Source organism: Xanthomonas sp. CFBP 8445 (assembly GCF_025666235.1).
Taxonomy (GTDB): Bacteria; Pseudomonadota; Gammaproteobacteria; order Xanthomonadales; family Xanthomonadaceae; genus Xanthomonas_A; species Xanthomonas_A indica.
On the sequence record NZ_CP102594.1, the window covers coordinates 1,007,424 to 1,032,186 of the forward strand.

Annotated in this window: 16 protein-coding genes and 1 pseudogene; 15 read left to right on the forward strand and 2 right to left on the reverse strand. The window is 68.9% G+C overall.

Features of this window, described 5'->3' with window-relative positions; translation table 11 throughout:
• Positions 1-11: 11 nt before the first annotated feature.
• Positions 12-746 (reverse strand): pteridine reductase, encoded by a 735-nt coding sequence (locus NUG21_RS04385; protein WP_263392388.1) that lies wholly within the window; start codon positions 744-746, stop codon positions 12-14.
• A gap of 54 nt (positions 747-800) precedes the next feature.
• Between NUG21_RS04385 and NUG21_RS04390 the strand changes: the two genes are divergently transcribed.
• The 3 genes and pseudogenes from NUG21_RS04390 to NUG21_RS04400 all read left to right on the forward strand — a co-directional run.
• Entirely contained in the window at positions 801-1,985 is a 1,185-nt protein-coding gene (locus tag NUG21_RS04390) for a class I SAM-dependent methyltransferase (RefSeq protein WP_263392389.1), read from the forward strand.
• Entirely contained in the window at positions 1,985-2,386 is a 402-nt protein-coding gene (locus NUG21_RS04395; protein WP_242082017.1) for a VanZ family protein, read from the forward strand. Before NUG21_RS04390 ends, NUG21_RS04395 begins: the two co-directional genes overlap by 1 nt.
• 262 nt (positions 2,387-2,648) lie before the next feature.
• Positions 2,649-3,254 (forward strand): annotated as a pseudogene (locus NUG21_RS04400) (expansin EXLX1 family cellulose-binding protein); the annotation flags it as partial.
• Positions 3,255-3,348: 94 nt separating this feature from the next.
• On the opposite strand, the gene NUG21_RS04405 reads toward NUG21_RS04400, so the two are convergent.
• A complete protein-coding gene (locus tag NUG21_RS04405) occupies positions 3,349-5,982 on the reverse strand; it encodes a TonB-dependent receptor (protein ID WP_263392391.1) in 2,634 nt (877 codons plus the stop codon).
• A 462-nt stretch (positions 5,983-6,444) separates the two neighbouring features.
• Between NUG21_RS04405 and NUG21_RS04410 the strand changes: the two genes are divergently transcribed.
• From NUG21_RS04410 to NUG21_RS04465, 12 genes are all read left to right on the forward strand, one after another.
• Positions 6,445-6,777, forward strand: coding sequence for a hypothetical protein (locus tag NUG21_RS04410; protein ID WP_263392392.1), 333 nt, complete (start codon positions 6,445-6,447; stop codon positions 6,775-6,777).
• A 364-nt stretch (positions 6,778-7,141) separates the two neighbouring features.
• Positions 7,142-9,841, forward strand: a complete 2,700-nt coding sequence (locus NUG21_RS04415; protein ID WP_263392393.1) for a TonB-dependent receptor — start codon at positions 7,142-7,144, stop codon at positions 9,839-9,841.
• An 85-nt stretch (positions 9,842-9,926) separates the two neighbouring features.
• Positions 9,927-12,809 (forward strand): beta-galactosidase GalA, encoded by a 2,883-nt coding sequence (galA, locus tag NUG21_RS04420; RefSeq protein WP_263392394.1) that lies wholly within the window; start codon positions 9,927-9,929, stop codon positions 12,807-12,809.
• Between the two features lie 4 nt (positions 12,810-12,813).
• A complete protein-coding gene (locus tag NUG21_RS04425; protein ID WP_263392395.1) occupies positions 12,814-15,171 on the forward strand; it encodes an alpha-N-acetylglucosaminidase in 2,358 nt (785 codons plus the stop codon).
• Positions 15,168-16,322 (forward strand): acyltransferase family protein, encoded by a 1,155-nt coding sequence (locus NUG21_RS04430; protein WP_263392396.1) that lies wholly within the window; start codon positions 15,168-15,170, stop codon positions 16,320-16,322. The genes NUG21_RS04425 and NUG21_RS04430 overlap by 4 nt, the downstream gene beginning before the upstream one ends.
• Positions 16,323-16,393: 71 nt before the next feature.
• Positions 16,394-17,149, forward strand: a complete 756-nt coding sequence (locus NUG21_RS04435) for a GntR family transcriptional regulator (protein ID WP_019796176.1) — start codon at positions 16,394-16,396, stop codon at positions 17,147-17,149.
• A 37-nt stretch (positions 17,150-17,186) separates the two neighbouring features.
• Positions 17,187-18,452, forward strand: coding sequence for a sugar MFS transporter (locus NUG21_RS04440; RefSeq protein WP_019796175.1), 1,266 nt, complete (start codon positions 17,187-17,189; stop codon positions 18,450-18,452).
• Between the two features lie 38 nt (positions 18,453-18,490).
• Positions 18,491-19,558 carry a LacI family DNA-binding transcriptional regulator gene (locus NUG21_RS04445; protein ID WP_263392397.1) on the forward strand — a complete coding sequence of 356 codons (1,068 nt, stop codon included), beginning with the start codon at positions 18,491-18,493 and terminating at the stop codon, positions 19,556-19,558.
• 8 nt (positions 19,559-19,566) lie between these two features.
• On the forward strand, positions 19,567-20,595 hold the full coding sequence (locus tag NUG21_RS04450; RefSeq protein ID WP_242082024.1) for an SIS domain-containing protein: 1,029 nt from the start codon (positions 19,567-19,569) through the stop codon (positions 20,593-20,595).
• On the forward strand, positions 20,595-21,740 hold the full coding sequence (gene nagA, locus NUG21_RS04455; RefSeq protein ID WP_160945414.1) for an N-acetylglucosamine-6-phosphate deacetylase: 1,146 nt from the start codon (positions 20,595-20,597) through the stop codon (positions 21,738-21,740). The genes NUG21_RS04450 and nagA overlap by 1 nt, the downstream gene beginning before the upstream one ends.
• A 159-nt stretch (positions 21,741-21,899) precedes the next feature.
• Positions 21,900-22,322: a hypothetical protein gene (locus tag NUG21_RS04460; protein WP_019797616.1), complete on the forward strand. Its 423-nt coding sequence runs from the start codon at positions 21,900-21,902 to the stop codon at positions 22,320-22,322.
• A 231-nt stretch (positions 22,323-22,553) separates the two neighbouring features.
• Entirely contained in the window at positions 22,554-24,650 is a 2,097-nt protein-coding gene (locus NUG21_RS04465) for a hypothetical protein (RefSeq protein ID WP_263392398.1), read from the forward strand.
• Positions 24,651-24,763: the final 113 nt, after the last annotated feature.

The following is a 24,763-nucleotide window of genomic DNA, read 5'->3' on the forward strand; positions in this document are numbered from 1 at the left end:
CAATCCCGGCCTCACATCAGCCCGCGCCCGCCATCCACCCGCACGGTCTGCCCGGTGACGAAGCTGGCATCGTCGAGCAGCCAGCGCACGGCGTCGGCGATTTCCTCGACCTGGCCGGTGCGCGCGAGCGCGGTGCGTGCCAGCAGGGCCTGCTGCGCGGCCGCGTCCTTGCCCGCGTCGGGCCACAGGATCGCGCCGGGGGCGATGGCGTTGACCCGCACCTGCGGTGCCAGTTCCAGCGCCAGCGAACGGGTCAGCATCGCCAGGGCGGCCTTGGCCGCGCTGTACAGCGGATGCGCGCGCAGCGGTTGTTCGGCGTGCAGGTCGGTGAGGTTGACGATCGCGCCGCCATGCTGGCGCAGTTGCGTGGCCGCGGCCTGCGCCAGGAACAGCGGCGCGCGCGCGTTGACCGCGAACAGGTCGTCCCACTGCGCCGGCGTCGCCTCGTGCAACGGCGTGGGATAGAAGTTGGAGGCGTTGTTGACCAGCGCGTCGAGCCGGCCGAAACGCGCCACGCACTGCGCCACCAGGTCCGGTAACTGCGCGGTGTCGCGCAGATCGGCCTGCAGGGTCAGCGTGCTGCCGGCGCGCATGGCTTCCAGTTCCTGCGCCAGCGCGTGCAGCTCGGCCTGCGAAGTGTGCGCATGCAAGGCGAGGTCGTAGCCGGCCGCGTGCAGGCGCCGGGCGATGCCGGCGCCGATGCGCCGCGCGCTGCCGGTGATCAGGGCGACTTTGGTCTGGGTCATGTACGGGTTCCATGCTCGGCTATGCTGTGCATTGTCCACGCAATCCGGCGCCGCATGCCCACCGACCTTCCTTCGCCCGATGCCACCGCATTGGCCCACAGCGAGCGCCTGGCCGCGCACGTGCGTGCCGAGATCGCCGCCGCCGGCGGGGCCATTCCATTCTCGCGCTTCATGGAGCTGGCGCTGTACGCGCCAGGTCTCGGTTACTACAGCGCCGGCAGCAGCAAGTTCGGTGAAGAGGGCGATTTCGTCACTGCGCCGGAACTGGGGCCGCTGTTCGCCGCGACCGTGTCCAATGCGCTGGCGCCGGTGCTGCAGCAACTGGGGCCGCAGGCACGCATGCTGGAGGTGGGCGGCGGCAGCGGCGCCTTCGCCGAGGTCATGCTCAAGCGCCTGCTGGCGCTGGATGCGTTGCCCGAGCGCTACGCGATCCTGGAGCCCAGTGCCGACCTGCGCGAACGTCAGCGCGAGCGTCTGGCGCGCGCGCTGATCCCGCCGGTGTTCGACTTGGTGGAGTGGCTGGACCGACCATTCGACGACGACTGGAACGGCGTGCTGTTCGCCAACGAGGTGATCGACGCCTTGCCGACGCCGCGCTTCGCGCTACGCGACGGCGAGGTGTTCGAAGAGACCGTGACCCTGGACGGCGAGGGCCGCTTCCGCCGTGGCGAACAGCCGGCCGATCCGCTGCTGGCGGCGGCGGTGCGGCACGTCGAGCGCTATCTGCAGGCGCCGTTCGCCGATGGCTACCGTTCCGAGCTGTTGCCGCAGTTGCCGTACTGGATCCAGGCGGTGGCCGGCGGCCTGCGCAGCGGTGCGATGCTGTTCGTGGACTACGGCTATCCGCGTCGCGAGTTCTATCTGCCCGAACGCGACGACGGCACCTTGCGCGCGTTCTACCGGCACCGCACGCATGCCGATCCGTACCGCTGGCCGGGCCTGCAGGATCTGACCGCGTCGGTGGACTTCACCGCGCTGGCCGAGGCCGGCACCGGGGCGGGCTTCGACCTAGCCGGCTACTGCAACCAGGCCAGCTTCCTGCTCGGCAATGGCCTGGACGCGCTGCTGGCCGAGGCCGAGGCACGCAGCGACGAGGCCGCGCGGCTGCGTCTGCGCCAGCAGGTGAAGCAATTGACCCTGCCCAGCGAGATGGGCGAGCGCTTCCAGGTGATGGGCTTCGAACGCGACGTGTCGCTGGCGCCGGCGTTCCTGTCCGGCGACCTGACTTGGCGGCTGTGATGGCGGCAGTGCGTGCCTTCCGTTGGCCCTGGGTGTGGCTGGGGCTGTGGTGGCTGGGCATCGCGGTGCTGATCTACGTGTGCATGATGCCGCACCCGCCGCAGTTGTCGGACCTGCCCGACAGCGACAAGGCCGAGCACTTCATCGCCTACCTGCTGTTGGCCGCCGCGGCGGTGCAGGTCTATGCCGGACCACGCGCCTGGGCCTGGGCTGCGCTGGGCCTGCTGGCGCTGGGCGTGGGCATCGAGTTCGCGCAGGGCGCCTGGACCACCACGCGCTCGGCCGATCCGCTGGATGCGCTGGCCGATGCCTTGGGTGTGGCTGCCGGCATGGCCACCGCGGCCACGCCGTGGCGCGATCTGCTGTGGCGGCTGGAACGCGGCAGCCTGCGCCGCCGCTGAGCGACGTGGCCGCGCGGTCTACGGTCTCGGCCAAACCCTGATTTCCTGTCCGCGCGCAAGGCGCGGCAGGCGCGCCGCGTCCTAGAGTGCCGGCGCCGGGCGGGCTGCCCGGTCGCCGCGCGGCGGCTCCGCGCGCCTTTGCAGGAGAACACGCATGCAAGCACGACACTCCCCCCGTGCCGCGCGCGGCGCCGGCCTGTTCGCCGCGTTGTGCCTGGCCGCCAGCGCCACACCCGCCAGCGCCGCCTGGAACGATGTCTGCAGCGGCACCGCCACCTACACCAGCTCCGGTTATTCCGGCGGCGCCCTGCTGCTGGATCCCATCGACCCGGCCGCGACGATCACCGCGTTGAATCCGACGCAGCTCAATGCCGGCGGCATCCAGGCGGCGCTGGCCGGTGCCTACCTGCAGGTGCAGGGGCCGCGCGGCACGGTCACGGTGTACGTCACCGATCTGTATCCGGACGGCGCCGACTGCGGGCTGGATCTGTCGCCCAATGCGTTCGCCGCGATCGGCGACACCAGTGCCGGGCGCATCCCGATCCGCTGGCAGGTGGTGGCCGCGCCGGTCAGCGGCAACGTGGTGTACCGGATCAAGGAGGGCAGCTCGCAGTATTGGGCGGCGATCCAGGTGCGCAACCACCGCTATCCGGTGGTGAAGTTCGAATACAAGAAGAACGGCGATTGGGTCAGCCTGCCCAAGACCGCGTACAACCATTTCGTCGGCGAGCAGATGGGCGCGCAACTGCTGGAGATCCGCCTCACCGATATTCGCGGCCAAGTGGTCACCGATACCCTCGGTGCGCTGCCCAGCCAGGGCGAAAAGGGCGTGTACTTCGCCGACGGGCACGTGCAGTTCCCGCGCTGAGGCGTGCCGGCGCCAGCGCATGCCGGCGCTGCCGCGGCCCGCATGCGCGCGCCTGCGCCGCGGCGTTGGCTCCGCGGCGCAGGCGTGGCAGCGCTCAGAACTTGAAGTGCAGCGTCGCCATGTAGCGGCGGCCGTTGTGGTAGCGCCCGGCCGGGTGGTCCTTGTCGCCCAGGTACTGCAGGTACTCCTCGTCCAGCAGGTTCTGCGCGTCCAGTTGCAGCGACCACTGTGCATTGATCGCGTAGCCCACGCTGGCGCCCAGGTCGGTGTAGTCGTCGACGCTGGCCGGCGCGGCGCCGGCGACATAGCCGCCGGCCAGGTAGCTGTCGCGCCAGTTCAGGCTGATCCGCGCGTTCCACGGCCCCTTCTCGTAGTAGGGGCTGAAGGCGACGCTGTTGCGCGACTGGTAGGGCAGCGGGTTGCCGCTGTTGTTCTCGCCGCTGGCGTAGGTGTAGTTGGCGGACAGGCCGAAGCCGGTCTCGCCGAACGGCTGCTGGTAGGCCAGGGTGAAGCCCTTGACCTTGCCGTCGCCGGCATTGCGCGGGCGCTGGATGCTGTAGTCGCAATAGCCGTCGGCGGTGCAGCCGTTGCTGCCGAGCATCTGCGCCCAGGTCTGCGGCGAGGTGTCGCGGATCGCGTTGTACTGGCGCTCGATGGTGGCCGAAGTGTCGATGTAGTTGTCGATCTTCTTGTAGAAAATCGACCAGGCCACCACCGCCTGCGGCGCGAAGTAGTACTCGGCCGAGAGGTTGAAGTTCCACGATTCGTACGGCGAGAGCTCGGCATTGCCGCCGCTGCCGGTGAGCGTGGTGTCGTTGAGGAAGGTGTTGTTGACCATCTGGTTGTACGGCGCCCAGGCGATCACCTTGCCGGCGCCGAAACGGAACACCCAGTCGTTGTCGGTGTCGTAGACCAGGTTCAGCGACGGCAGCAGGAAGTGCTCGGTCTGCGTGCGCGTCTGCCACTTGCTGTCCAGGTCCTGCAGGGATGGCGTGCCGCTGTAGACGAAGCCGCTGCCCTCGGTCTTGGAGCGCACGTAGCGCAGGCCGAGGTTGCCGCGCAGGCCGGCGTTGGAGAAGTTCAATTGCACGTAGGCGGCGTTGTTGGTCTGCTGCAGCGCCCAGGTATTGTTGAGGTAGCTGGACGGGTCCGGGTTGGCGTAGTCGACCGGGCTGTTGCGGATCCAGTCGATCACGTTGCCGCGCCCGGCCTGCACGTGCTGGCCCTGGTCGGGATAGAACCCGCGGATGTCGGTCAGGCCGATGGTGCCGATGTCGGCCAGCGTGCCGGGGGTGACGCCACCGTACACGTTGAGGGCGAAGTCCTCGTCGTGCTTGCCCTGGCGTACGCCGGCCAGCAGCTGGTTGAACACGCCGTCGAACTGCAGGTCCAGATCGAGCTGGCCGTAACGGTCCTTGCTCTGGGTGGAGAACACGCCGTTGTTGCCGATCCAGCCGCCGGCCGAGCCCCAGTTGGCCGGGTTGCGCGCGGCGGTGGGGTCGTCGAAGCGGATGCCGCGGTCCAGATCCCAGCGGAAGCCGCCGTTGTAGAACGGCTCGATGAAATACTGCGCCAGGTGATCGTTGTCGGACTTGCTCTGGCCGACCTGGCCGCGCAGGGTCCAGCGTTCGCCGCGGTAGGCACCGCGCAGGTCCAGGCCCTTGGTGGTCACCTGCGACTGGCGCACGTTGTTGTCGTAGATCACCGTGCCGCCGCCCGCGTTGGCGTTGGCGCCGGAATGGCCGCTGCGGACCACGCCGTTGCGCACGTCGCCCAGCGCATCGACCGCGGCGATGGTGCCCGGGTTCCAGGTCAGGAAGCTGTACATCGACTGGTTGTAGTTGTCGAAGTCTTCCTTGATGTACAGGCCGCTGAGGTTGAACTCCAGCGCGTCGCTCGGCTTGAGCTGCAGGTTCACCACCGCGCTGTCGCGCTTGCGGTCCTGCTGGAACCAGGCGGCGTTGATCGAGTTGGGCACGTCCGCATCGGCGGGCACGCCGGTGGCGTTGGCGAAGGTGCCGGCCTTGGCGTAGCCGAACACTTCCAGGCCCTGACGGTCGACGCGTTCCTCGTAGTGCTGCGCGGAGACCGCAATACCGAAGGTCTCCTGCGGATTCTTCCAGCTGTACAGCAGCGACGCATTCGGCTTGCCCTCGCTGGCCTGCTGGCTGTAGCTGTAGCCCACCGAGCCGGCGATCTCGTTGGCCTTCAGGTCCAGCGGCCGGCGGCTGTGCATCAGCACGGTGCCGCCAAGGCTGCCTTCGGTGAGCCGCGCCTCGGTGGATTTGACGATCTCCGCGCGGCCCAGGATCTGCGGCGACAGCAGGGTGTAGTCGAAGCCGCGGTTGGGCTGCTCGCCGTACAGCCAGATCGCCTGCGCCACCGGGTGACCGTCCAGGAACGACAGGTTGAGGCTGGGATCGGTGCCGTCGATGCTGACCCGCTCACCCTGGCCGAAGCGGCGGTCGATGGTGACGCCGGGGATCTGCGCGAATGCCTCGGCGACGTTGGTGCTGGGGAACTTGCCGATGTCCTCGGCGGTGATCGCCTCGGACACGGTGACGTTGTTGCGCTTGGTGTCCAGCGACTTCTCCAGGCTGGCGCGGATGCCGACCACCTGGACCGCGTCCAGGTCGGTGGCGGCGGAATCGGCCTGCTGCGCCTGCGCGGCGAAGGCGAGGACGCTGGCGGCGATGGCCGCCGACAGGGCGGAATGGCGGTATTGCATGATGTCTCTCCCTCATCATTCAATGGATCAACGCGATTGCGCGGACGTCGGGCCGCGTGCCGGAGTTGCCTGTTGCCTTACTGCCTGGGGTGCGGATGCGGGCTGGAGTGCCGGGTGCTGCGGAACCTAGAGGCCGTCCCGCGCTGCACGGGACGACGGGTGCTGCCGGTGTCGTGCGCACGTGCAGGCGCGAGCGGCCGCGGCGCGTGCACGGCGATATCGCGTGAATCGAGCAGGTGCGCTGGCGAGGCCGCCCATCGCGGTCGATCGGACCACGTTCCGATGGCGGGACGCCGCGGAAACGGTGGCAGGGCACTGGACGCGGCGTGCGCCGACGACCTCGCGCCGGGCAAGGCGCGACGCCGTCTTTCCGAATGCCATGAAGTGCCGCGTGCGACACGCGATGCGTGCGAACGGATCATTGCGATCACATGCCTCCCTTGGCCCGCTTTCGCGCCGCACATGCGCGGCTACACCCCCGTGTGCGCCGATTCTTACGAGGCCATGACAACGATGTCAAGCCTTGGCAAGAAAATTTGTCTGGTTCTGGTTTTGCCGCTCAATCTCGGCACTGGATCCCGGAAAGGACGGTGTGGTGGAGTGGGAATGCATATTTATCAATTAGTTGCACAAGAGGCTGTAACAGTTCGTGGCCGTGCGCAAATGAGAATGCAGTGCGATTATGCGGCGGTGCACAAATTGGTCTCGTTGTCACAATTGGTGCGACATAGGTATCGTGACAACGATGCGTGGAAAATGCCGCGCCGGAAATATTTTGCCGGCGCATACAATTGATAAATAAGCGATTTATCGGAATGCGCGCGCAAGTCCAGGGGTCATTGTGCGATTTCGTGCGGCACGGCGTTGACACAATCTTTCTAAGACCATAAGAATCGAAGCGCCTGGAATTGGTCCTTGCCAATTCGGGCCAGATTCGTCCAGCCGCACCATGCAGTCGCTCGTTCCGGGGAAGGGACGGGGACGCGCCTCCTGCAAGACCGGGCGCAGGAAACAGCCAGAACGCTCCATTCACTCCGTGTCCGCACGGACGGCATCGCCCTGCGCGTCGCGTGGGGCGCAATGGAGGGTGCTGCCTGCCGATCGCCGCCCTGGATGTCAGCCGTCGTCGTGCCGATCCGCCATCAACCAGGATAGCCCAATGCCACATGTCGCCCGCTCCCGTTCGCATTGTTGTCCCCTGTCCGTCCTCGCCAGCGCCATCGCGCTCGGCCTGCTCAGCGCCGCTGCGCAGGCGCAGGAAACGCCCGCATCCGACGCGGTCTCCCAGCTCGATACGGTGACCGTCACCAGTTCCTACCAGAAGAGCCTGATCACCGCGCTGGACAACAAACGCACCGACGCACGCATGACCGACGGCATCTCCTCGGAGGACATCGGCAAGTTCCCGGCCGAGAACATCGCCGAGGCGATCCAGCGCATTCCCGGCGTGCAGATCTCCACCATCAACGGGCGCGGGTCGACCATCAGCATCCGCGGCCTGGGTCCCCAGTATTCGGCTACCACCATCAACGGCCAGACCATCAAGAGCGCCGATTTCACCGACGGTTTCCGCTACGACATCATCCAGCCGGAAGTGGCTGCGGCGATCCAGGTGATCAAGTCGCCATCGGCGGACATGGATGCCGGCGGGCTCTCGGGCACGGTCAACATCGAGACCACCAAACCGCTGGACTACAAGGCGCGCAAGCTGATCTTCTCGGCGAAGGAGCAGTACGCCGAATTCGCCGGCGGCGCGCCGACGCCGAAGGGCGTGCTGACCTACATCGACCAGTTCCATCTGGCCGACGGCGGCGAACTGGGCGTGTTCGTCAACGCCGGCTACCAGAAGCTCAAGGACCGTGCCGACTACCTGTGGATCGACCGCTGGTACACCCAGGCCACCGACGACGGCACCCTGTACATCCCGCGCCGTCCGCGCTATCGCTCGATCGAGCGCGAGACCGACCGCAAGATGCTCACCGCCGGGCTGCAGTGGAAACCCAACGACCGGTTGGAGATGAATCTGACCGCGCTGTATTCGCAGGACAAGACCGACAACGACATGAACCAGTTGGTCTATTCCTTCGATCGCAACTTCCTGAGCGTGCTGCAGACCGACGGCCTGACCGCAACCAAGGTGTCGGCCTCCAACTACTGGCTGGAGAACAACCGCCAGCTCGAGCGCCACGATCTGACCTCGCAACTGCTGACCTGGGACGCGCGCTGGAAGGGCGACGCGTGGACCTTCAGCGGCGTGGCCAACTACACCGAGGGCAAGACCGACGAGGACGAGCGTGCGGCGATCCTCGGCCGCAAGCCGAGCGCGACGCTGTTCGACATGTCCAACCCCGGCGCCATCTCGCTGACCACGGACGCCGACGCCACCGACGCCAGCGCCTGGAACAAGGCCAACCTGGTGCGCGACGAATACCCCAACGGCGCGATCAACGCGCTGCGCAACAAGGAATGGTCGCTGCAGTTCGATGCGGAGCGTTACGTCGGCAACGGCTTCCTCGATGCGGTCAAGGTCGGCACCAAGTTCCGCCGCGAGACCTTCGACCGCAACGTCTGGCGCCGCGACTTCCTGTACCTGATCAACTCCGGCGCGGTGTCCGGCTACGACATGTTCCCGGAGCTGTCGGCGGCCAGTTCCAACGTCAGCAACTTCCTCGACGGCAACCTGGCCTCGCAGAGCGACTGGGTGGCGCCGGACGTGTACGCCTACGCCCGGGCCCTGGCCGCCTCCGGCATCACCGTGCCGGTGTTGTTCGCGCCGCAGGCCAGCTACCACATCCGCAACGACATCTTCTCAGCCTACGCGTTGGCGAAGATCGACACCGACCTCGGCAGCATGCGCCTGCGCGGCAACGTCGGCGTGCGCTACGAGAACACCAAGCGCACCACCGACACCTATCTGACCACCGCCTCGCAGTACAGCGAGGACGCCAACGAGGTGGTCGGCACCGAGCGCGCCCCGTACGACTACCACAACTGGCTGCCCAGCCTGAATCTGGTGCTGGACATGCGCGAGGACCTGCTGCTGCGCTTTGCCGCCGGCAAGGTGCTGGTGCGGCCGATCCTGGACAGCAACACCGCCATCGCCACCACCATCTCCTCCGGCAGCAACACCGGCGGCACCACCACCTACGACGTGGCGCTGGGCCAGACCGACCTGAAGGCGCTGACCGCCGACCAGGCCGACCTCAGCCTGGAGTGGTACTACGGGCAGGGCGGCGGGCTGACCCTGGCCGGCTTCTGGAAGAACGTCAAGAACGGCACCTTCAACAGCATCGTCTGCCCGGCCACGTTCAACGGCACGGCGCTGTCCACCAATGGCGCCGGCGACTGTGTGGACGGTGGCGGCAACATCTACGAGATCACCGCCACCCGCAACGATCCCAGCAAGGTCAAGATCAAGGGCTACGAACTGGGCTGGACGCAATCCTTCGATGCCTGGCTGCCGATCCAGGGCTTCGGCCTGACCGCGAATTTCACCCGGGTGATCCCGCAGCGCGACACCGACTTCAAGATCCGCAACCTGTCGGAGAAGACCTGGAACGCCACCGGCTACTGGGAGAACGCGATGTTTTCCGCGCGCGTGTCGCTGAACCACCGCAGCGAGTACGAGCAGGACAGCAGCGACAGCTTCTTCGCCCGCGAAGGCCACACGATGAAGGCGCGCACCCAGGTCGACGCGGTGCTCGGCTACCAGGCCACCGACACGCTCAGCTTCCAGCTCGGCGCGCTCAACCTGACCAACAAGAAGGAAGAGGCGTACAAGGACATCAGCAGCCGTTGGCAGATGACCGGGGTCACCGGCCGCAGCTTCTACGTGTCGATGCAGTGGGACATCCTGTGAGGGCGGCGCACGCGCCTGCGGGCTAGCGCGACCCTGGCCCGGCGCCGCGGTGGCGCCGGGCGGTCGTTCCGATGAGGACAAGCGCATGCAACGAAGAACCTTCCTGGCCGGCAGCGCCGGCGCCGGCCTGCTGCTGGCGCTGCCACGCGGCAGCCGCGCCGGCCCGGCGGCGTCCGCCGGCCTCGCCGGCGCCGATACCGCGGCGCTGGCGGCCGTGCCAGGGGTGACCCTGGCGGCCGATCCCGGCCTGTTCTGTCTGGACGAGGGCTGGCGTTTCCACGAGGGCGACATCCCGTTTCCGCCGATCACCGGGCAGGACGCGAGCTACGACAACGCCAAGGCCGGCAAGGCCTGGGGCGCGGCCGCCGGCGATTTCGACGACAGCCAGTGGCGGCAACTGCGGCTACCGCACGATTTCGCCATCGAGCAGCCGATCGAGGCCAGCGCCAACGTGGCGCAGGGCTATCGCCGCCGCGGCATCGCCTGGTACCGGCGCAGCCTGCGGCTGGACGAGGCGCAGCGCGGCAAGGCGCTGGAATTGCGCCTGGACGGCATCGCCAGCCGCGCCACGGTGTGGGTCAACGGCCTGCTGATGGCGCGCAGTTGGAGCGGCTACGACGGCATCGCGATCGACATGACCGCGATCGCGCGCTATGGCCAGGATCTCAATACCATCGCGGTGCGCGTGGACGCCGAGGCGATGGACGGCTGGTGGTACGAAGGTGCCGGGCTCTACCGGCATACCTGGCTGGCGGTGCGCGATGCGCTGCATCTCGTCGGCGACGGCGTGCATGCGGTGCCGCGTGCCGGGGCCGACGATCGCTGGACGCTGCCGGTGACGGTCACCGTCGCCAACGTCGGCGAGCACGCCGATGCGGCGCTGCTGGAGGCGACCCTGTACGACGCGCAGGGCACGGTGGTGGCGCAGGGCAGCACCGCGCTGCAGGCCAGCGCGCTGGCGCAGGCGGAGGCGCGGGTCGTATTGCAGGTCTCGCAGCCGCAGCGCTGGGACGTGGCCGCGCCGCATCTGTACCGGCTCGCGACGGTGTTGCGCAGCGCAGGCCGCGAGCGCGACCGCCGCGAGTGCGCGATCGGCTTCCGCACGCTACGCTTCGATGCGCAGCAGGGCTTCTTCCTCAACGAGCGGCCGCTCAAGATCAAGGGCGCCTGCCTGCACCAGGATCATGCCGGGGTCGGCGTGGCGGTGCCGGACAGCCTGCTGGACTTCCGCATCCGCCGGCTCAAGGCGCTGGGCTGCAACGCGATCCGCCTGCACCATGCCGTGGCCGCCGAACTGCTCGACGTGTGCGATCGCCTGGGCATGCTGGTGATGGCCGAGAACCGCGTGTTCAATCCTGCCCCGGACTATGCGGCGCAACTGCGCTGGCTGGTGCGCCGCGACCGCAACCGCGCCTGTGTGTTCCTGTGGTCGGTATTCAACGAAGAGCCGATGCAGGGCACCGCCGCCGGCTATGAAATGGTGCGCCGTGCGGTGGCGCTGGTGCGTGAACTCGACGACAGCCGCCCGGTGACCGCGGCGATGAACGACGGCATGCTGACCCAGCGCAACGCGTCCCAGGCGGTGGATGTGGTCGGCTTCAACTACCGCCAGTTCAACTACGACCGGGTGCATGCGGCGATGCCGCACACGCCGCTGCTGTCCAGCGAGGACACCAGCGCGTTCCAGACCCGCGGCGCCTGGTTCACCGACATGGAGGCGCACGTCATCGCCGAGGACGATTCGGTCGCTGCGCCCTGGGGCAACACGCATCGCACGTCCTGGAAGCTGATCGACGAGCGGCCCTACCTGGCCGGCAGCTTCGTCTGGACCGGCTTCGACTATCGCGGCGAGCCGACGCCGTTCGAATGGCCATCGGTGTCCTCGTTCTTCGGCATCATGGACCTGTGCGGCTTCCCCAAGGGCGCCTACTGGCTGCGCCAGGCGCAGTGGATCGACGAGGCGCCGGTGCTGCAGTTGCTGCCGCACTGGAACTGGCCGGGCCGCGAGGGCACGCCGATCAAGGTGATGGCGTTCTGCAACGCGCAGCAGGTGGAGCTGTGGCTCAACGGCCGCTCGCAGGGGCGACAGGCGGTGGACCGGATCGCGATGAACACCTGGCAGGTCGTGTACGCGCCCGGCGTGCTGGAAGCGGTGGCGTACCGCGACGGGCGCGAGGTGGCGCGGCAGCGGGTGCAGACCGTCGGCGCGCCGGTCGCGCTGCGGCTGACCCCGGACCGCCCACGCATGCGCGGCGATGGCCGCGACGCGCAACCGATCACGCTGGAAGCGGTGGACGCGCAGGGCCGCCACGTGCCCTTCGCCGATGCGCAGATCGCGCTGCAGATCGACGGCGGGCGCCTGCTCGGCGTCGGCAACGGCGACCCGAACCGGCATGCGCCGGACAACGTGCCGCAGGTGCAGTTGTTCAACGGCCTGGCGCAGGCCATCGTCGAGGCCGGCAGCGATCGCCGTCGGCTACGCATCGTGGCAAGCGCGCCTGCCTTGCGTGCGGCGCAGGCAAATATCACGCTGGACGCGGCGCCGCCGCCGTTGTCGTTGCCGCCGGCTGCCGCGGCGATGGTGGTGGGCGGCTGGCGGCACACCCTGCCGTTCGCCACCCCGCCGGATCCGGCGCTGCCGCGCGCACCCAACGACAACAACAGCTGGAGCTTCTGCCAGCCGGGCAACCTGGAGACGCGCGCCGAGCGCGATGGCTATGTGCTGTACCGGACCACGTTCACGCCCTGGGCCGGGATCCAGCAGCGCGGCGGCCGCGTGCGGCTCGGCCGCGCGACCGGCGCGGTGCAGGTGTATTTGGACCGGCAGCGGGTGGCCGACGTGGCGGCGGGGCAGCCGGCATCCCTGCTGCTGCCGCCGGCGTCCGGCGAACGGGTGCTGGCCGTGGTGATGCAGGTGACGGCCGGGACGCCTTTCGGCTTCGACGATGTCGCGACAGTGGAGTATTGAGCCAATGAACCATGTTTTCCGCCAGATCTTCCCGCATGGCCTTGCCGGGCTGCGCCGCCTCCGGGCGGCGTCGGGACGCGCGCATGTGGTGCTGTTGCTGCTGGCCTGTGCGCTGCTGGCGCCGATCGCTGTCGCCGCGCCCGCGCAGGGCACGCAGGGCGGCGCCGCGCGCGAGGTGCTGCTGCGCACGCTTGGCCCACGCGCGGCCGAGCTGCAGCTGCAACGGCAACCGCGCGGCCGCGGCAACGACTGGTACCAGGTGACCGCCGAGGCCGGCGCGCTGCGCGTGTCCGGGTCCTCGGAGGTGGCGCTGGCGCACGGTGCGTACAGCTATCTGCAGTCGATCGGCGCGGCGTCGGTGAGCTGGGAAGGCAGCCGCGTGGCACTGCCTGCGGCGTATGCCGACGTCCACGGCCCACGGATGGCCACGCCGTTCGCGCACCGCGCCTATCTCAACGTCTGCACCTACGGCTACACCACGCCGTGGTGGGATTGGGCGCGCTGGGAGCGCGAGATCGACTGGATGGCATTGCACGGCATCGACATGCCGTTGGCGATGGAAGGCCAGGAGTACGTGTGGCAGGCACTGTGGCGCGAGTTCGGCGTCGCCGATGCCGACCTGGCGCAGTACTTCTCCGGCCCGGCGTTCGCGCCATGGCAGCGCATGGGCAACATCGAAGGCTACGATGCGCCGCTGCCGCAGCAGTGGATCGAGGACAAGCACGCGCTGCAGCTGCGCATCCTGCAGCGCATGCGCGCGCTGGGCATGAAGCCGGTGCTGCCGGCGTTCGCCGGCTATGTGCCGAAGGCGTTCGCGCAGGCACATCCGCAGGCGCGGATCTACCGCATGCGCGCCTGGGAGGGCTTCCACGAGACCTACTGGCTGGATCCGGCCGATCCGCTGTTCGCGCAGATCGCGCAGCGCTTCATCCAGCTCTACGACCGCACCTACGGCAAGGGCACCTACTACCTGGCCGATGCGTTCAACGAGATGCTGCCGCCGATCGCCGCCGACGGCAGCGACGCGCGCCTGGCCAGCTACGGCGACAGCACCGCCAACTCCGCCACGACCAAGCCGCCCGAGGTGCCGCCGGCGCAGCGCGACAAGCGCCTGGCCGAGTACGGTCGCGCGCTGTACGCCTCGATCCACCGCGCCAACCCGGATGCGGTGTGGGTGATGCAGGGCTGGCTGTTCGGCGCCGACCGCCACTTCTGGACGCCGCAGGCGATCGCCGCATTCCTGCGCGAAGTGCCCAACGACAAATTGCTGGTGCTGGATATCGGCAACGACCGCTACCCCGGCACCTGGAAGCTGTCCGACGCGTTCGACGGCAAGCAGTGGATCTACGGCTACGTACACAACTACGGCGGCAGCAATCCGGTGTACGGCGACCTGGCGTTCTACCGCGAGGACCTGCGCACGCTGCTCGCCGACAAGGACAAGCAGCAACTGGTCGGCTTCGGCGCCTTCCCGGAAGGGCTGCACACCACCTCGGTGGTCTACGAGTACATGTACACACTGGCCTGGGGCGCACAGCAGCGCCCGCTGCAGGACTGGCTCGACGACTACACCCGCGCCCGCTACGGGCACACCTCGCCGGCCTTGCGCGCGGCCTGGGACGACCTGCAGGCGTCGGTGCTGTCGACCCGCTACTGGACACCGCGCTGGTGGCGCAGCCGTGCCGGCGCCTACCTGTTGTTCAAGCGGCCGACGCTGGACATCGGCGAGTTCGAGGGCGCGCCCGGCGATCCGCCGCGGCTGCGCCGCGCCTTGCAGCAGTTGCTGGCGCTGGCGCCGGAGTACGCCGACGCGCCGCTGTACCGCTACGACCTGGTCGACTTCGCCCGCCACTACGCCACCGGTCGCGTGGACGTGCAGTTGCAGCAGGCCGTGGCCGCGTACCGGCGTGGCGACGTTGCGGCCGGCGACGCCGCGGTCGCGCGCGTGCGAGACGCGGTGATGCAACTCGACCGTCTGGTCGGCGGCCAGCAGGACACCTTGTCGAGCTGGCTCGACGCGGCGGCCGGTTACGCCAAGACCCCGCAGGACGCGGCCTACTACCGGCGCGACGCCAAGGCGCAGGTCAGCGTGTGGGGCGGCGAGGGCAATCTCGGCGACTACGCCTCCAAGGCCTGGCAGGGCATGTACGCGGACTACTACCTGCCACGCTGGACCTTGGCGCTGCAGATGCTGCGGGAAGCGGCGGTCGCCGGCGGCAGCGTGGACGAGGCGCACTTGCAGCAGCGGCTGCGCGACTGGGAGCGGGACTGGGTGGCGCGCGACACGGCCTACCTGCGGCAGGCGCCGGCCGACCCGGTCGCCGCGGTGCGCACGCTGTTGCAACAGGTGGATGCGCCATGAGCGCCGCGTCCGTCCGCCTTCCCGCCGCGGCGCCGTCGCGCCAACGCTTCCTGTCGCTGGACGTGTTCCGCGGCCTGACCATCTTCCTGATGATCCTGGTCAACACGCCGGGCGCCGGGGCCGATGCGTTCGTGCAGTTGCGGCACGCGCCGTGGTTCGGTTTCACCGCCGCCGACCTGGTGTTCCCGTCGTTCCTGTTCGCCGTCGGCAACGCGATGAGTTTCGCGCTGGACCGCGGCCAGCCGCTCGGCGCCTTCCTGCGCCGGGTCGGCAAGCGCAGCGCACTGATCTTCCTGCTCGGCTTCCTGATGTACTGGTTTCCGTTCGTGCAGCAGGGCGCCGACGGCCACTGGAGCGTCACCGCGATCGACCAGACTCGCGTGCCCGGCGTTCTGCAGCGCATTGCGCTGTGCTACGCGCTGGCGGCGCTGCTGTGCCGCTGGCTGTCGCCGCGCGGGCTGCTGCTCATGTGCGTCGCGCTGCTGCTCGGCTACTGGGGTGCACTGTACCTGTGGGGCCAGCCGGGCGCGGAGCTGAGCAAGCTCGGCAATGCCGGCACGCGGCTGGACCTGTGGCTGCTGGACCCGGCGCAGCTGTACCGCAAGGACGGCGGGTTCGATCCGGAAGGCCTGCTCAGCACGTTGCCGGCCACGGTCAACGTCCTCGCCGGCTACCTGGCCGGGCTGTACGTGCGCCGTGTCGGCAAGCAGGCACGCACGGGGCGCTGGCTGTGGCTGGCCGGTGTCGCGCTGGTCCTGCTGGCGCTGGCCTGGCAGCCGTGGTTCCCGCTGGCCAAGAAGCTGTGGACTGGCTCGTTCGTGCTGCTGACCGTGGGCCTGGACCTGCTGTTGCTGGGCGCGTTGCTGTGGGCAATCGAGGTACGCGGCTGGCAGGCCGGCAGCGGCTTCTTCACCGTGCTAGGGCGCAATCCGCTGGCGATCTACCTGTTTTCCGAACTGTTCGTGGTCTGCCTGCGGCTGGTCCGGGCCGGCGCCAGCGGCATGGACCTGTACCAGTGGCTGGGCGTGGAGGTGTTCCAGCGGCTGCTGCCCGGCCCCGGGGGCAGCCTGGCCTGTGCGCTGGCCTACACCCTGCTGTGCTGGGCGGTGGGCTGGTGGATGGACCGGCGAAGGCTGTACCTGCGGCTGTGACCCGGCGTGCACGGACCGCGAATTGGTACTATATTGGACATAACGAATTCATGCGGACTGGAGAGCGCGCCATGACCAAGCCCAAGCCGCAGGCCGATCCGCGCCTGCATGCGCTGGCCGTGGACCCGGACGCGCCGACGCCGCTGTACCTGCAACTGGCCAGCAAGCTGGTGGAGGCGATCAAGGGCGGGCAGTGGAAGCCGGGCGAGGCGCTGCCGGCCGAACGGCAACTGTGCGAATACCTGCAGGTGTCGCGGGTGACCCTGCGCCAGGCCGTGGATGCGCTGGTCGAGCAGGGCCTGGTGTCGCGCCGCCAGGGTGCCGGCACCTTCGTCACTTCGCACATCCAGCACCAGCTCAGCGGCCTGGCCAGCTTCAGCGAGACCCTGCGCATGAAGGGGCTGGAGCCGGGCACGCGCTGGCTGGAGCGGCGCACGCGTCCGGCGCACGGCGAGGAGATCCTGCGTCTGGGCCTGTCGCCGGACACGGTGGTCGCGGCGCTGACCCGCCTGCGCAGCGCCGACGGCCGGGTGATGGCCTACGAAAAGGCGGTGCTGCCGCAGCACGTGGTGCCCGATCCGCACGCCATCGCCGATTCGCTCTACACCTACCTGGACGAGCGCGGCACCCCGGTGGTGCGGGCGCTGCAGTACTTCCGCGCCATCAATCTGCCGGCGCGGCTGGCCGGCCACCTGGGCATGAAGGAAGGCGAGGCGATCCTGCACGTGGTGCGGGTCGGCTACACCCGCGACGGCAGCGCGATCGAGCTGACCGACACCTATTGCCACAACGACTACTACGACTTCGTCGCCGAACTGCGACGCTGATCGCCGAACCCTGCGCCCACCCGGAGCACGCCCGCCCATGACCACCGCACGGCCCGCCAGTCCCTACGCCTCCATCGCCATCGTCGGCCTGTTGTTCTTCATCATGGGCTTCTTTACCTGGATCAACGGGCCGTTGATCCTGTTCGCCAAGGTCGCTTTCAACGTCAGCGACACGTTCGCGTTTCTCATCCCGAGCGCGTTCTACATTTCCTACTTCTGCCTGGCATTGCCTGCTTCGTTCATCCTGAAGCTGACCGGGATGAAAAAGGGCCTGGCGCTGAGCCTGCTGATCATGGCGATCGGCGCCGCCATCTTCGGCCAGTTCACCAATGCTCGTTCGTATGCGGGTGCGGTGAGCGGCATCTTCATCATCGGCGGCGGCCTGGCCTTGCTGCAGACTGCGGTCAATCCGTACATCAGCATCCTCGGGCCGATCGATGGCGCAGCGCGCCGTATCGCGCTCATGGGCATCTGCAACAAGGTGGCCGGAGCGCTGGCCACCTATGGACTGGCGAAGGTGGTCCTGCACGGGATGGAGGATTTTTCGACCCGGATCGAACAGGTGCTGCCGGCGCAGAAGGAACTGCTGTTGCAGGAGTTCGCCGGTCGCATCCACGGCCCCTACATGGCGATCGCCGGCGTCCTTGCCGTGCTTTCCGTCGCCATCCTGTTTTCGCCCTTGCCCGAGATCAGCGCCGAGAAGGCGAACGCGTCGGCCTCCGACGAGCGCAGCCGCGACAGCATCTTCGCGTTTCCGCACGTGTGGCTGGGCGCGTTGTGCATCTTCGTGTACGTCGGCGCCGAGGTGATGGCGGGCGATGCGATCGGCATCTACGGCAACAGCCTCGGCCTCTCGCTCGACTACGCGAAGTATTTCACCATCGGCACGCTGGCCTGCATGCTGGCAGGCTACCTGGTCGGCCTGGTGCTGATCCCGAAGTACATCTCCCAGGAAAAGTACCTGTCCATTTCGGCAGGCCTTGGCATCGTGTTCTCGCTGTGCGCGATGTTGACCGGCGGCTATGTCTCGGTGGCGTTCGTCGCGGCGCTCGGATTCGCCAACGCCATCATGTGGCCGGCCATTTTCCCCCTGGCCATCAAGGGGCTGGGAAAGTTCACGGAGAAGGGCGCGGCGTTGTTGATCATGGGCATCGTGGGCGGGGCGGCGGTTCCGCAGCTGTTCGCCCATCTGAAGGAGTTCTTCGATTTCCAGGTGGTCTTCGCCGGCTTGATGATCGCTTGCTACCTGTACATCTTGTTCTTCGCGCTGCGCGGTCACCGCGTGGGCCAGGGCGCGCGGTGAGCTGACGCGCTTTTCTCCAACTCGGCAAACTCATTCCAATGCGCAGACCCACCATCAAAGACGTCGCCGAACGGGCGCGGGTGTCGCTGAAGACCGTCTCGCGGGTCATCAACAACGAACCGTCGGTGATGCAGGCCACGCGCTCGCGCGTGCTGCACGCCATCGCCGAACTCGACTACGAGCCGGATCCGTCGGCGCGCAACCTGCGCAGCGGCACGCCGTTCGTGATCGGGCTGGTGTACGACAACCCCAATCCGTACCACATCATCGGCGTGCAGAACGGCGTACTCGCTGCCTGCCGCGAGACCGGCTTCGGCCTGCAGATCCATCCCTGCGATTCCACCGCGCCGATGCTCGCCGAGGAACTGGCCGAGTGGACCCAGCGCTCGCGCCTGGCCGGGCTGGTGCTGACCGCGCCGATGTCCGAGCGCGCCGACCTAGTCGCGGCGCTGGCCGCGCGCGGCATCAAGACCGTGCGCATCATCGCCGCCACCGAGGATCCGCAGGACGGCCCGTGCGTCTATGTCGACGACCGCGATGCCGCCTACGAGATCACCGAGCACCTGATCCAGCTCGGCCACCAGCGCATCGGCTTCCTGTGGGGCGGCACCTCGCACCGATCCAGCGGCGAGCGCTATGCCGGCTACGAGGCGGCGCTGAAGGACTACGGCATCACCCTGGACAAGCACCTGGTGATCCCCGGCGACTACACCTTCGACGATGGCTTCCGCGGCGCGCGGCGGCTGCTGGCGCTGCGCGAACCGCCGACGGCGATCTTCGGCTCCAACGACGAGATCGCCGCCGGCGTGCTGGCCGCGGCCAAGTCGGCGGGCATGAACGTGCCCTACGACCTGTCCATCGCCGGCTTCGAGGACAGCCCGTTCTCGCGCCAGTCGTGGCCGCCGCTGACCACCGCCAAGCAGGCCACCGAGGACATCGCCCGCCATGCCGCGCGGCTGCTGATCAGCCAGCTGCGCAGCGATGCCTACGAAGACCATCCGGCGCCGGTGCACAACCAGGGCTTCGTGCCGCAACTGGTGGTGCGCGGCTCGACCGCGCCCATGCAGCCGCATTCCCGCCGTTCCTCCGCCCCCGACCCCACATGACCCTGCCCATGGCGCTGCCCTCCGAAACCGAAACCCTGATGTTCCGCGAAGCCGCGGAAGCCGCCGCGGTCGTCGCCGCGCAGTTCCAACGCAACCACGCCACGGTGGCCGCACTGGCCGCATCGCTGCGCGCCGATCCGCCGCCGTTCGTGGTGACCTGCGCACGCGGCAGTTCCGACCACGCCGCCACCTACGCCAAGTACCTGTTCGAGACCCAGCTCGGCGTGGTCACCGCCTCGGCCTCGCCGTCGGTGGGTTCGGTGTACGAGGCGCCGCTGCAACTGCGCGGGGCGCTGTACCTGGTGATCTCGCAATCGGGCAAGAGCCCGGACCTGCTGCGCAACGCGCAGGCCGCCAAGGACGCCGGCGCGCGCGTGGTGGCGCTGGTCAACGTCGAAGACTCGCCGCTGGCGCAACTGGCCGACACGGTGATCCCGCTGGGCGCCGGCCCGGAGAAGAGCGTGGCCGCGACCAAGAGCTACCTGGCGTCGCTGGCGGCGATCCTGCAGCTCGGTGCGCACTGGAAGAACGACCCGGCGCTGCTGGACGCGCTGCAACACTTGCCGCAGGCGCTGCGCGCGGCCTGGCAGGCCGATTGGCGCTCGCTCACCGATGGCCTGGTCGAGGCGCACAACCTGTTCGTGCTCGACCGCGGCCTGGGCCTGGCGGCGGCGCAGGAAGCGGCACTGAAGTTCAAGGAAACCTGCGGCCTGCACGCCGAGGCCTACAGCTCGGCGGAAGTGAAGCACGGGCCGATGGCGCTGGTCGGCCCGGGCTTCCCGGTGCTGGCGTTCGACCAGCCGGACGAAGCGGGCGAGGGTACCCGGCGCCTGGCCGAGGAATTCCGCGGCCGCGGCGCGCAGGTGTGGCTGGCCAGCGCCGGCGGCGACCTGCCGCTGGTCGCCGCGCCGCACCCGGCCTGCGCGCCGCTGCTGGCGATCCAGAGCTTCTACCGCGCGATCAACGCCCTGGCGCTGCGCCGCGGCTACAACCCGGACCTGCCGCCGCACCTGAACAAAGTGACGGAGACCGTCTGATGACCACGGTGGCGCTGCGCAATGCCCGCGTGCTCGGCGAGGACGGTTTCCTCGATGGCGTCAGCGTGCTGTTGGAGGGCGAGCGCATCCTCGCCCTGCTCGACGACGCCGACCCGCGCGTGGCGGCAGCGCCGGTGCAGCACGACCTTGGCGGCGGCAGCCTGCTGCCGGGCTTCATCGACCTGCAGGTCAACGGCGGCGGCGGCGTGCTGTTCAACAACCGCACCGACGTCGAGGCGCTGCGCCGCATCGGCCAGGGCCATCGCCGCTACGGCACCACCGGCTACCTGCCGACGCTGATCAGCGACGACGTGGAGGTGATGCGTGCGGCGATCGCCGCGACCCGCCAGGCCATCGCCGAGGGCGTGCCGGGCGTGCTCGGCATCCATCTGGAAGGCCCGTACCTGGCGCCGGCGCGCAAGGGGACCCACAACGCCGACAAGTTCCGCGTGCCCGACGCCGAGGAACTGGCGCTGGCGACCTCGCTGGACAACGGCGTCACCCTGATCACCCTGGCGCCGGAACGCGTGCCGGCGGCCAGCATCCGCACCCTGGCCGCGGCCGGCGCGCGCGTGTTCGCCGGCCACACCGCTGCCAGCTACGAGGAGACCCGCGCCGGGCTGGACGCCGGCATCTGCGGCTTCACCCATCTGTACAACGCAATGACCCCGCTGCAGGGTCGCGATCCCGGCGTGGTCGGCGCCGCGCTGGAAGACCGCAACGCCTGGTGCGGAGTGATCGTCGACGGTGTGCACGTGCATCCGGCCAGCCTGCGCGTGGCGCTGGCGGCCAAGCCGCGCGGCACCGTGTTCCTGGTGACCGACGCGATGCCGATGGTCGGCGCCGACAGCCCCGCCTTCGATCTGTATGGCGAAACCATCACCGCCATCGACGGCGTGGTGCGCAATGCCGCCGGCGCCCTGGCCGGATCGGCGCTGGACATGGCCAGTGCGGTGCGCAACAGCGTGCAGTGGCTGGGCGTACCGCTGGAAGAGGCCGCACGCATGGCCTCGCTGTACCCCGCGCAGTGCGTGGGCCTGGACCACCGCTACGGCCACATCGCACCCGGCTACCAGGCCGACCTGGTGCTGCTGGACGCCGCGTTGCAGGTCCGCCACACCTGGATCGCCGGCGCGATGGAGTAAGCGGCTGCCGGCACCGCCTGTCGGTGCGCGCAGGGAAACATCGTGCCGCCGGCCGTGGATAGGTGCGGTAGCCTGGCGCCGGCGCATCGGCGATGCCGCGCCCTCGCCGCGCGGACGCAGGCAGGCGCCAGCTCCGCTCCACCTCACAAGGAACGTCCGGTGATCTACGCGATTCAACCCTATGCCACCGTGGGCGGATTCCGTTTCGGCTGCAGCCAGGTCCAGATCGCCAAGGCGCACGGCGCGCCATTCACCACGGTGATCGACAACAGCCAGAAGATCGTGACCGAGACACGCGAAGGCTGCGAACTGGTCTACGAACGCAAGGCGCTGTGTTACGTGACGCTCAACCGGGATGTGGCCCCGGTGGTCGAGGGGATCGCCATCTATGCGTCGGACGCGTTGGCGCAGCTGATGGCGCTCGATCCCGATCATGCGATCGGGCCGCGCTACGCGCTGTTTCGCCGCCTCGGCATCTGCGTCGGCGGCCTCGGCGTCAAGCGCATTCCCGAAGGCAGGCTGGTCAGTGCCTTCGCCGAGGACAAGCGCGACTTCTTCGAATTCTTTGTCGCCGAGGACTGAGGCGCGCGCTCGCGTGGCGGACGCACGGTGCGCAGGGTGCAGGCGCAACCACGCGAATCGTTTGGAAGCGCGGTTCGCTTGAGCGGCGATGTCGGCAGCGCCGCGGCGCCAGTCACCGCTGGGCATGCCTGTTGAGCAAAAGATTAAAAGTCTTCTGTCTCTCTCCCCGCACGCGGGGGCGTCACCTGCATGCATTAGGATCGCAGGCGATCGCCACAGGGGGAGATCGTCATGCGCATCGTACGGACGGTGCCGCGTTCTTGCGGCAGCGGTGAAGGGTGGTTCGACGGAATGTCGCGTGTCGTCGTGGCTTGGCGCAGGCAATGGCATGGTATCGGCGATGCGCCGCGTCGCGCGGCTGAGCGGCCGCAGGTGCAGATGTCGAAGCTGCTTGGCGCGGGCAGCATGCGCGCCGGGGCCGTCCTGCTGTTATGGGCCACGGCCTGGCCGACCTGGGCCGCGACGCCACCGGCGGCGTGTCGGCGGCCGGCGTTGCCGGTGGCGTGCGCGGGTCCGACCGCGGTCGGGCGCTTCATCGCCCGCAACGGCGGGTCCTGGCAGCCCTATGCGTTCGCCACGCCGCTCGATGTGCCCGCCGGGGAAACCCTGGCCATCGCGATCTGCGGACAGGCCAATCAGACCGTGCAGGATGCGTGGTGGCAAGCGCAGCCGTCATTGTTGCCGACGCTGGTGCACAGTGTCGGTGCGAACGCCACGCTGGCGATCCTGGTGCAGGACAGCGCCAACGTGGCGCTGGCCGGGCGGTTGATCCTGGGCGAGGACACGCGTGCGGCCGACGGCAGCTTGCATGCGCCGGCGGGGCTGGTGCAGGCCGCGCTGATCGGCACGTTGGTCGACGGCCCCATCGCGGACGGTGCGCGTCTCGATGTGCGCCTGCGCGACTCGGCCAACGTCAGTCTGCAGACCGCGCAGAGCCACCTGCACCTGGGCGGCGGCAGCCTCAGCGAACGGCTCATCGCGCCACGCGATGCAGCGGTCGCGGCGGCCGACGGCGCCTGTCTCGCGGTCGCCGTGGAGCGCAGCGACCGGGTGCGCGGTGATCGTGGCCTGCTGACGATCGGCGGCGGCCGCCTGCAAGGCGCGCTGATCGCCCATCCGTTGCGCGGCAGCCATGTCGCCGTGCAGGCGGACGACGTGGCCACTGTGGCGGCGGACGAGGTCCGCCTGTTCGCCGGCCAGTTGCTGGATGAGGTGGTGCACGCCGGGCCGTGGCTGGGCGGCCAGATCGCGATCGGACTCGCCAACGTGGCCAATGTCGATGCGCGCGCACTGGACATCCAGGATGCGGTGCTGGTCGACGAACTGGTCGACGCCGGCCACGTGCAGGGCGCGGCGATCGACCTGCGCCTGACCGATACCGGCAACGCCAGCATCGAGGGCGCGCTGCGCATCGGCGATGGCGGGCTGATCGACGAGCCGTTGGACGCTGCCGACCTGCTCGCGTCCGATGTCGCGGTCACGCTGCTGCGCAGCGGCAATGCGGTCGCTGCCGAAGCGCGGATCGTGGACGGCGAACTGATCGACGAAGCGATCGATGTGGGGGCGATACAGGATGCGGTGTTGGCGGTTCGCTTCGAGGATGCCGGCAACCTGCATGCCGTGGCCGCGCGGATCGAGGAGGGCGAACTGATCGACGAGGCGATCGATGCCGGGTCCATCGACGGCGGCACGCTCGACGTCGCGTTCGCGGACAGCGGCAACGTCACCGGCGACGCCCTGGCCATCGTCCATGGCGAACTGATCGACGAGGCGGTCGACCTGCAGGGCCCGCTCGCCCGCGCGCAGCTGCGCCTGGACATGGCCGATGCCGGCAACGCCCGGGTCCAGGCGCTGGACATCGTCGAGGGCGAACTGGTCGACGAAGTGCTGGACCTGATCGATGCGCGCGATGCCAGCGCGGAACTGCGCGTGCGGCGCAGCGGCAATGCCGGAGGCGCGCTATCGGCGTCGGCCCAGCGCGTGTCGATCGTGGATGGCGAGTTGATGGATGAGGTGATCGACGCGGCAGGCACGCTGGACGGATTCGCCGGCATCGTCGATCTCGGCGATGTCGCCAACGCGCGCGCCGCACGCATCGCGCTGCAGGGCGCGCAGCTGCTCGACGGCGTGGTGGACGCCGCGTCGCTGCGCGTCAGCGAACTCGGCCTGCAACTGACCGATGTGGCCAACGCGCGCTATCGGGACGCCTTGGACATGCAGGACAACAGCACGCTGTTGGGGGCGATCGCCGACGTGGACAGCCGCGATGCCGCATCGCAGATCGCCACGGTGGTCGTGGCCAGCGGGGAGGCGATCCAGGTGCCCTAGCGGGTGTCCGGCGAGCACTGCGGCGGGTGGTGGCAGCGCTGCAATCGCCGCCACGCAATTCGGGCAGCTTGCCGTTGTCTGCAGGCGCGGTGTCAGGTGCGGCGGCATGCTTG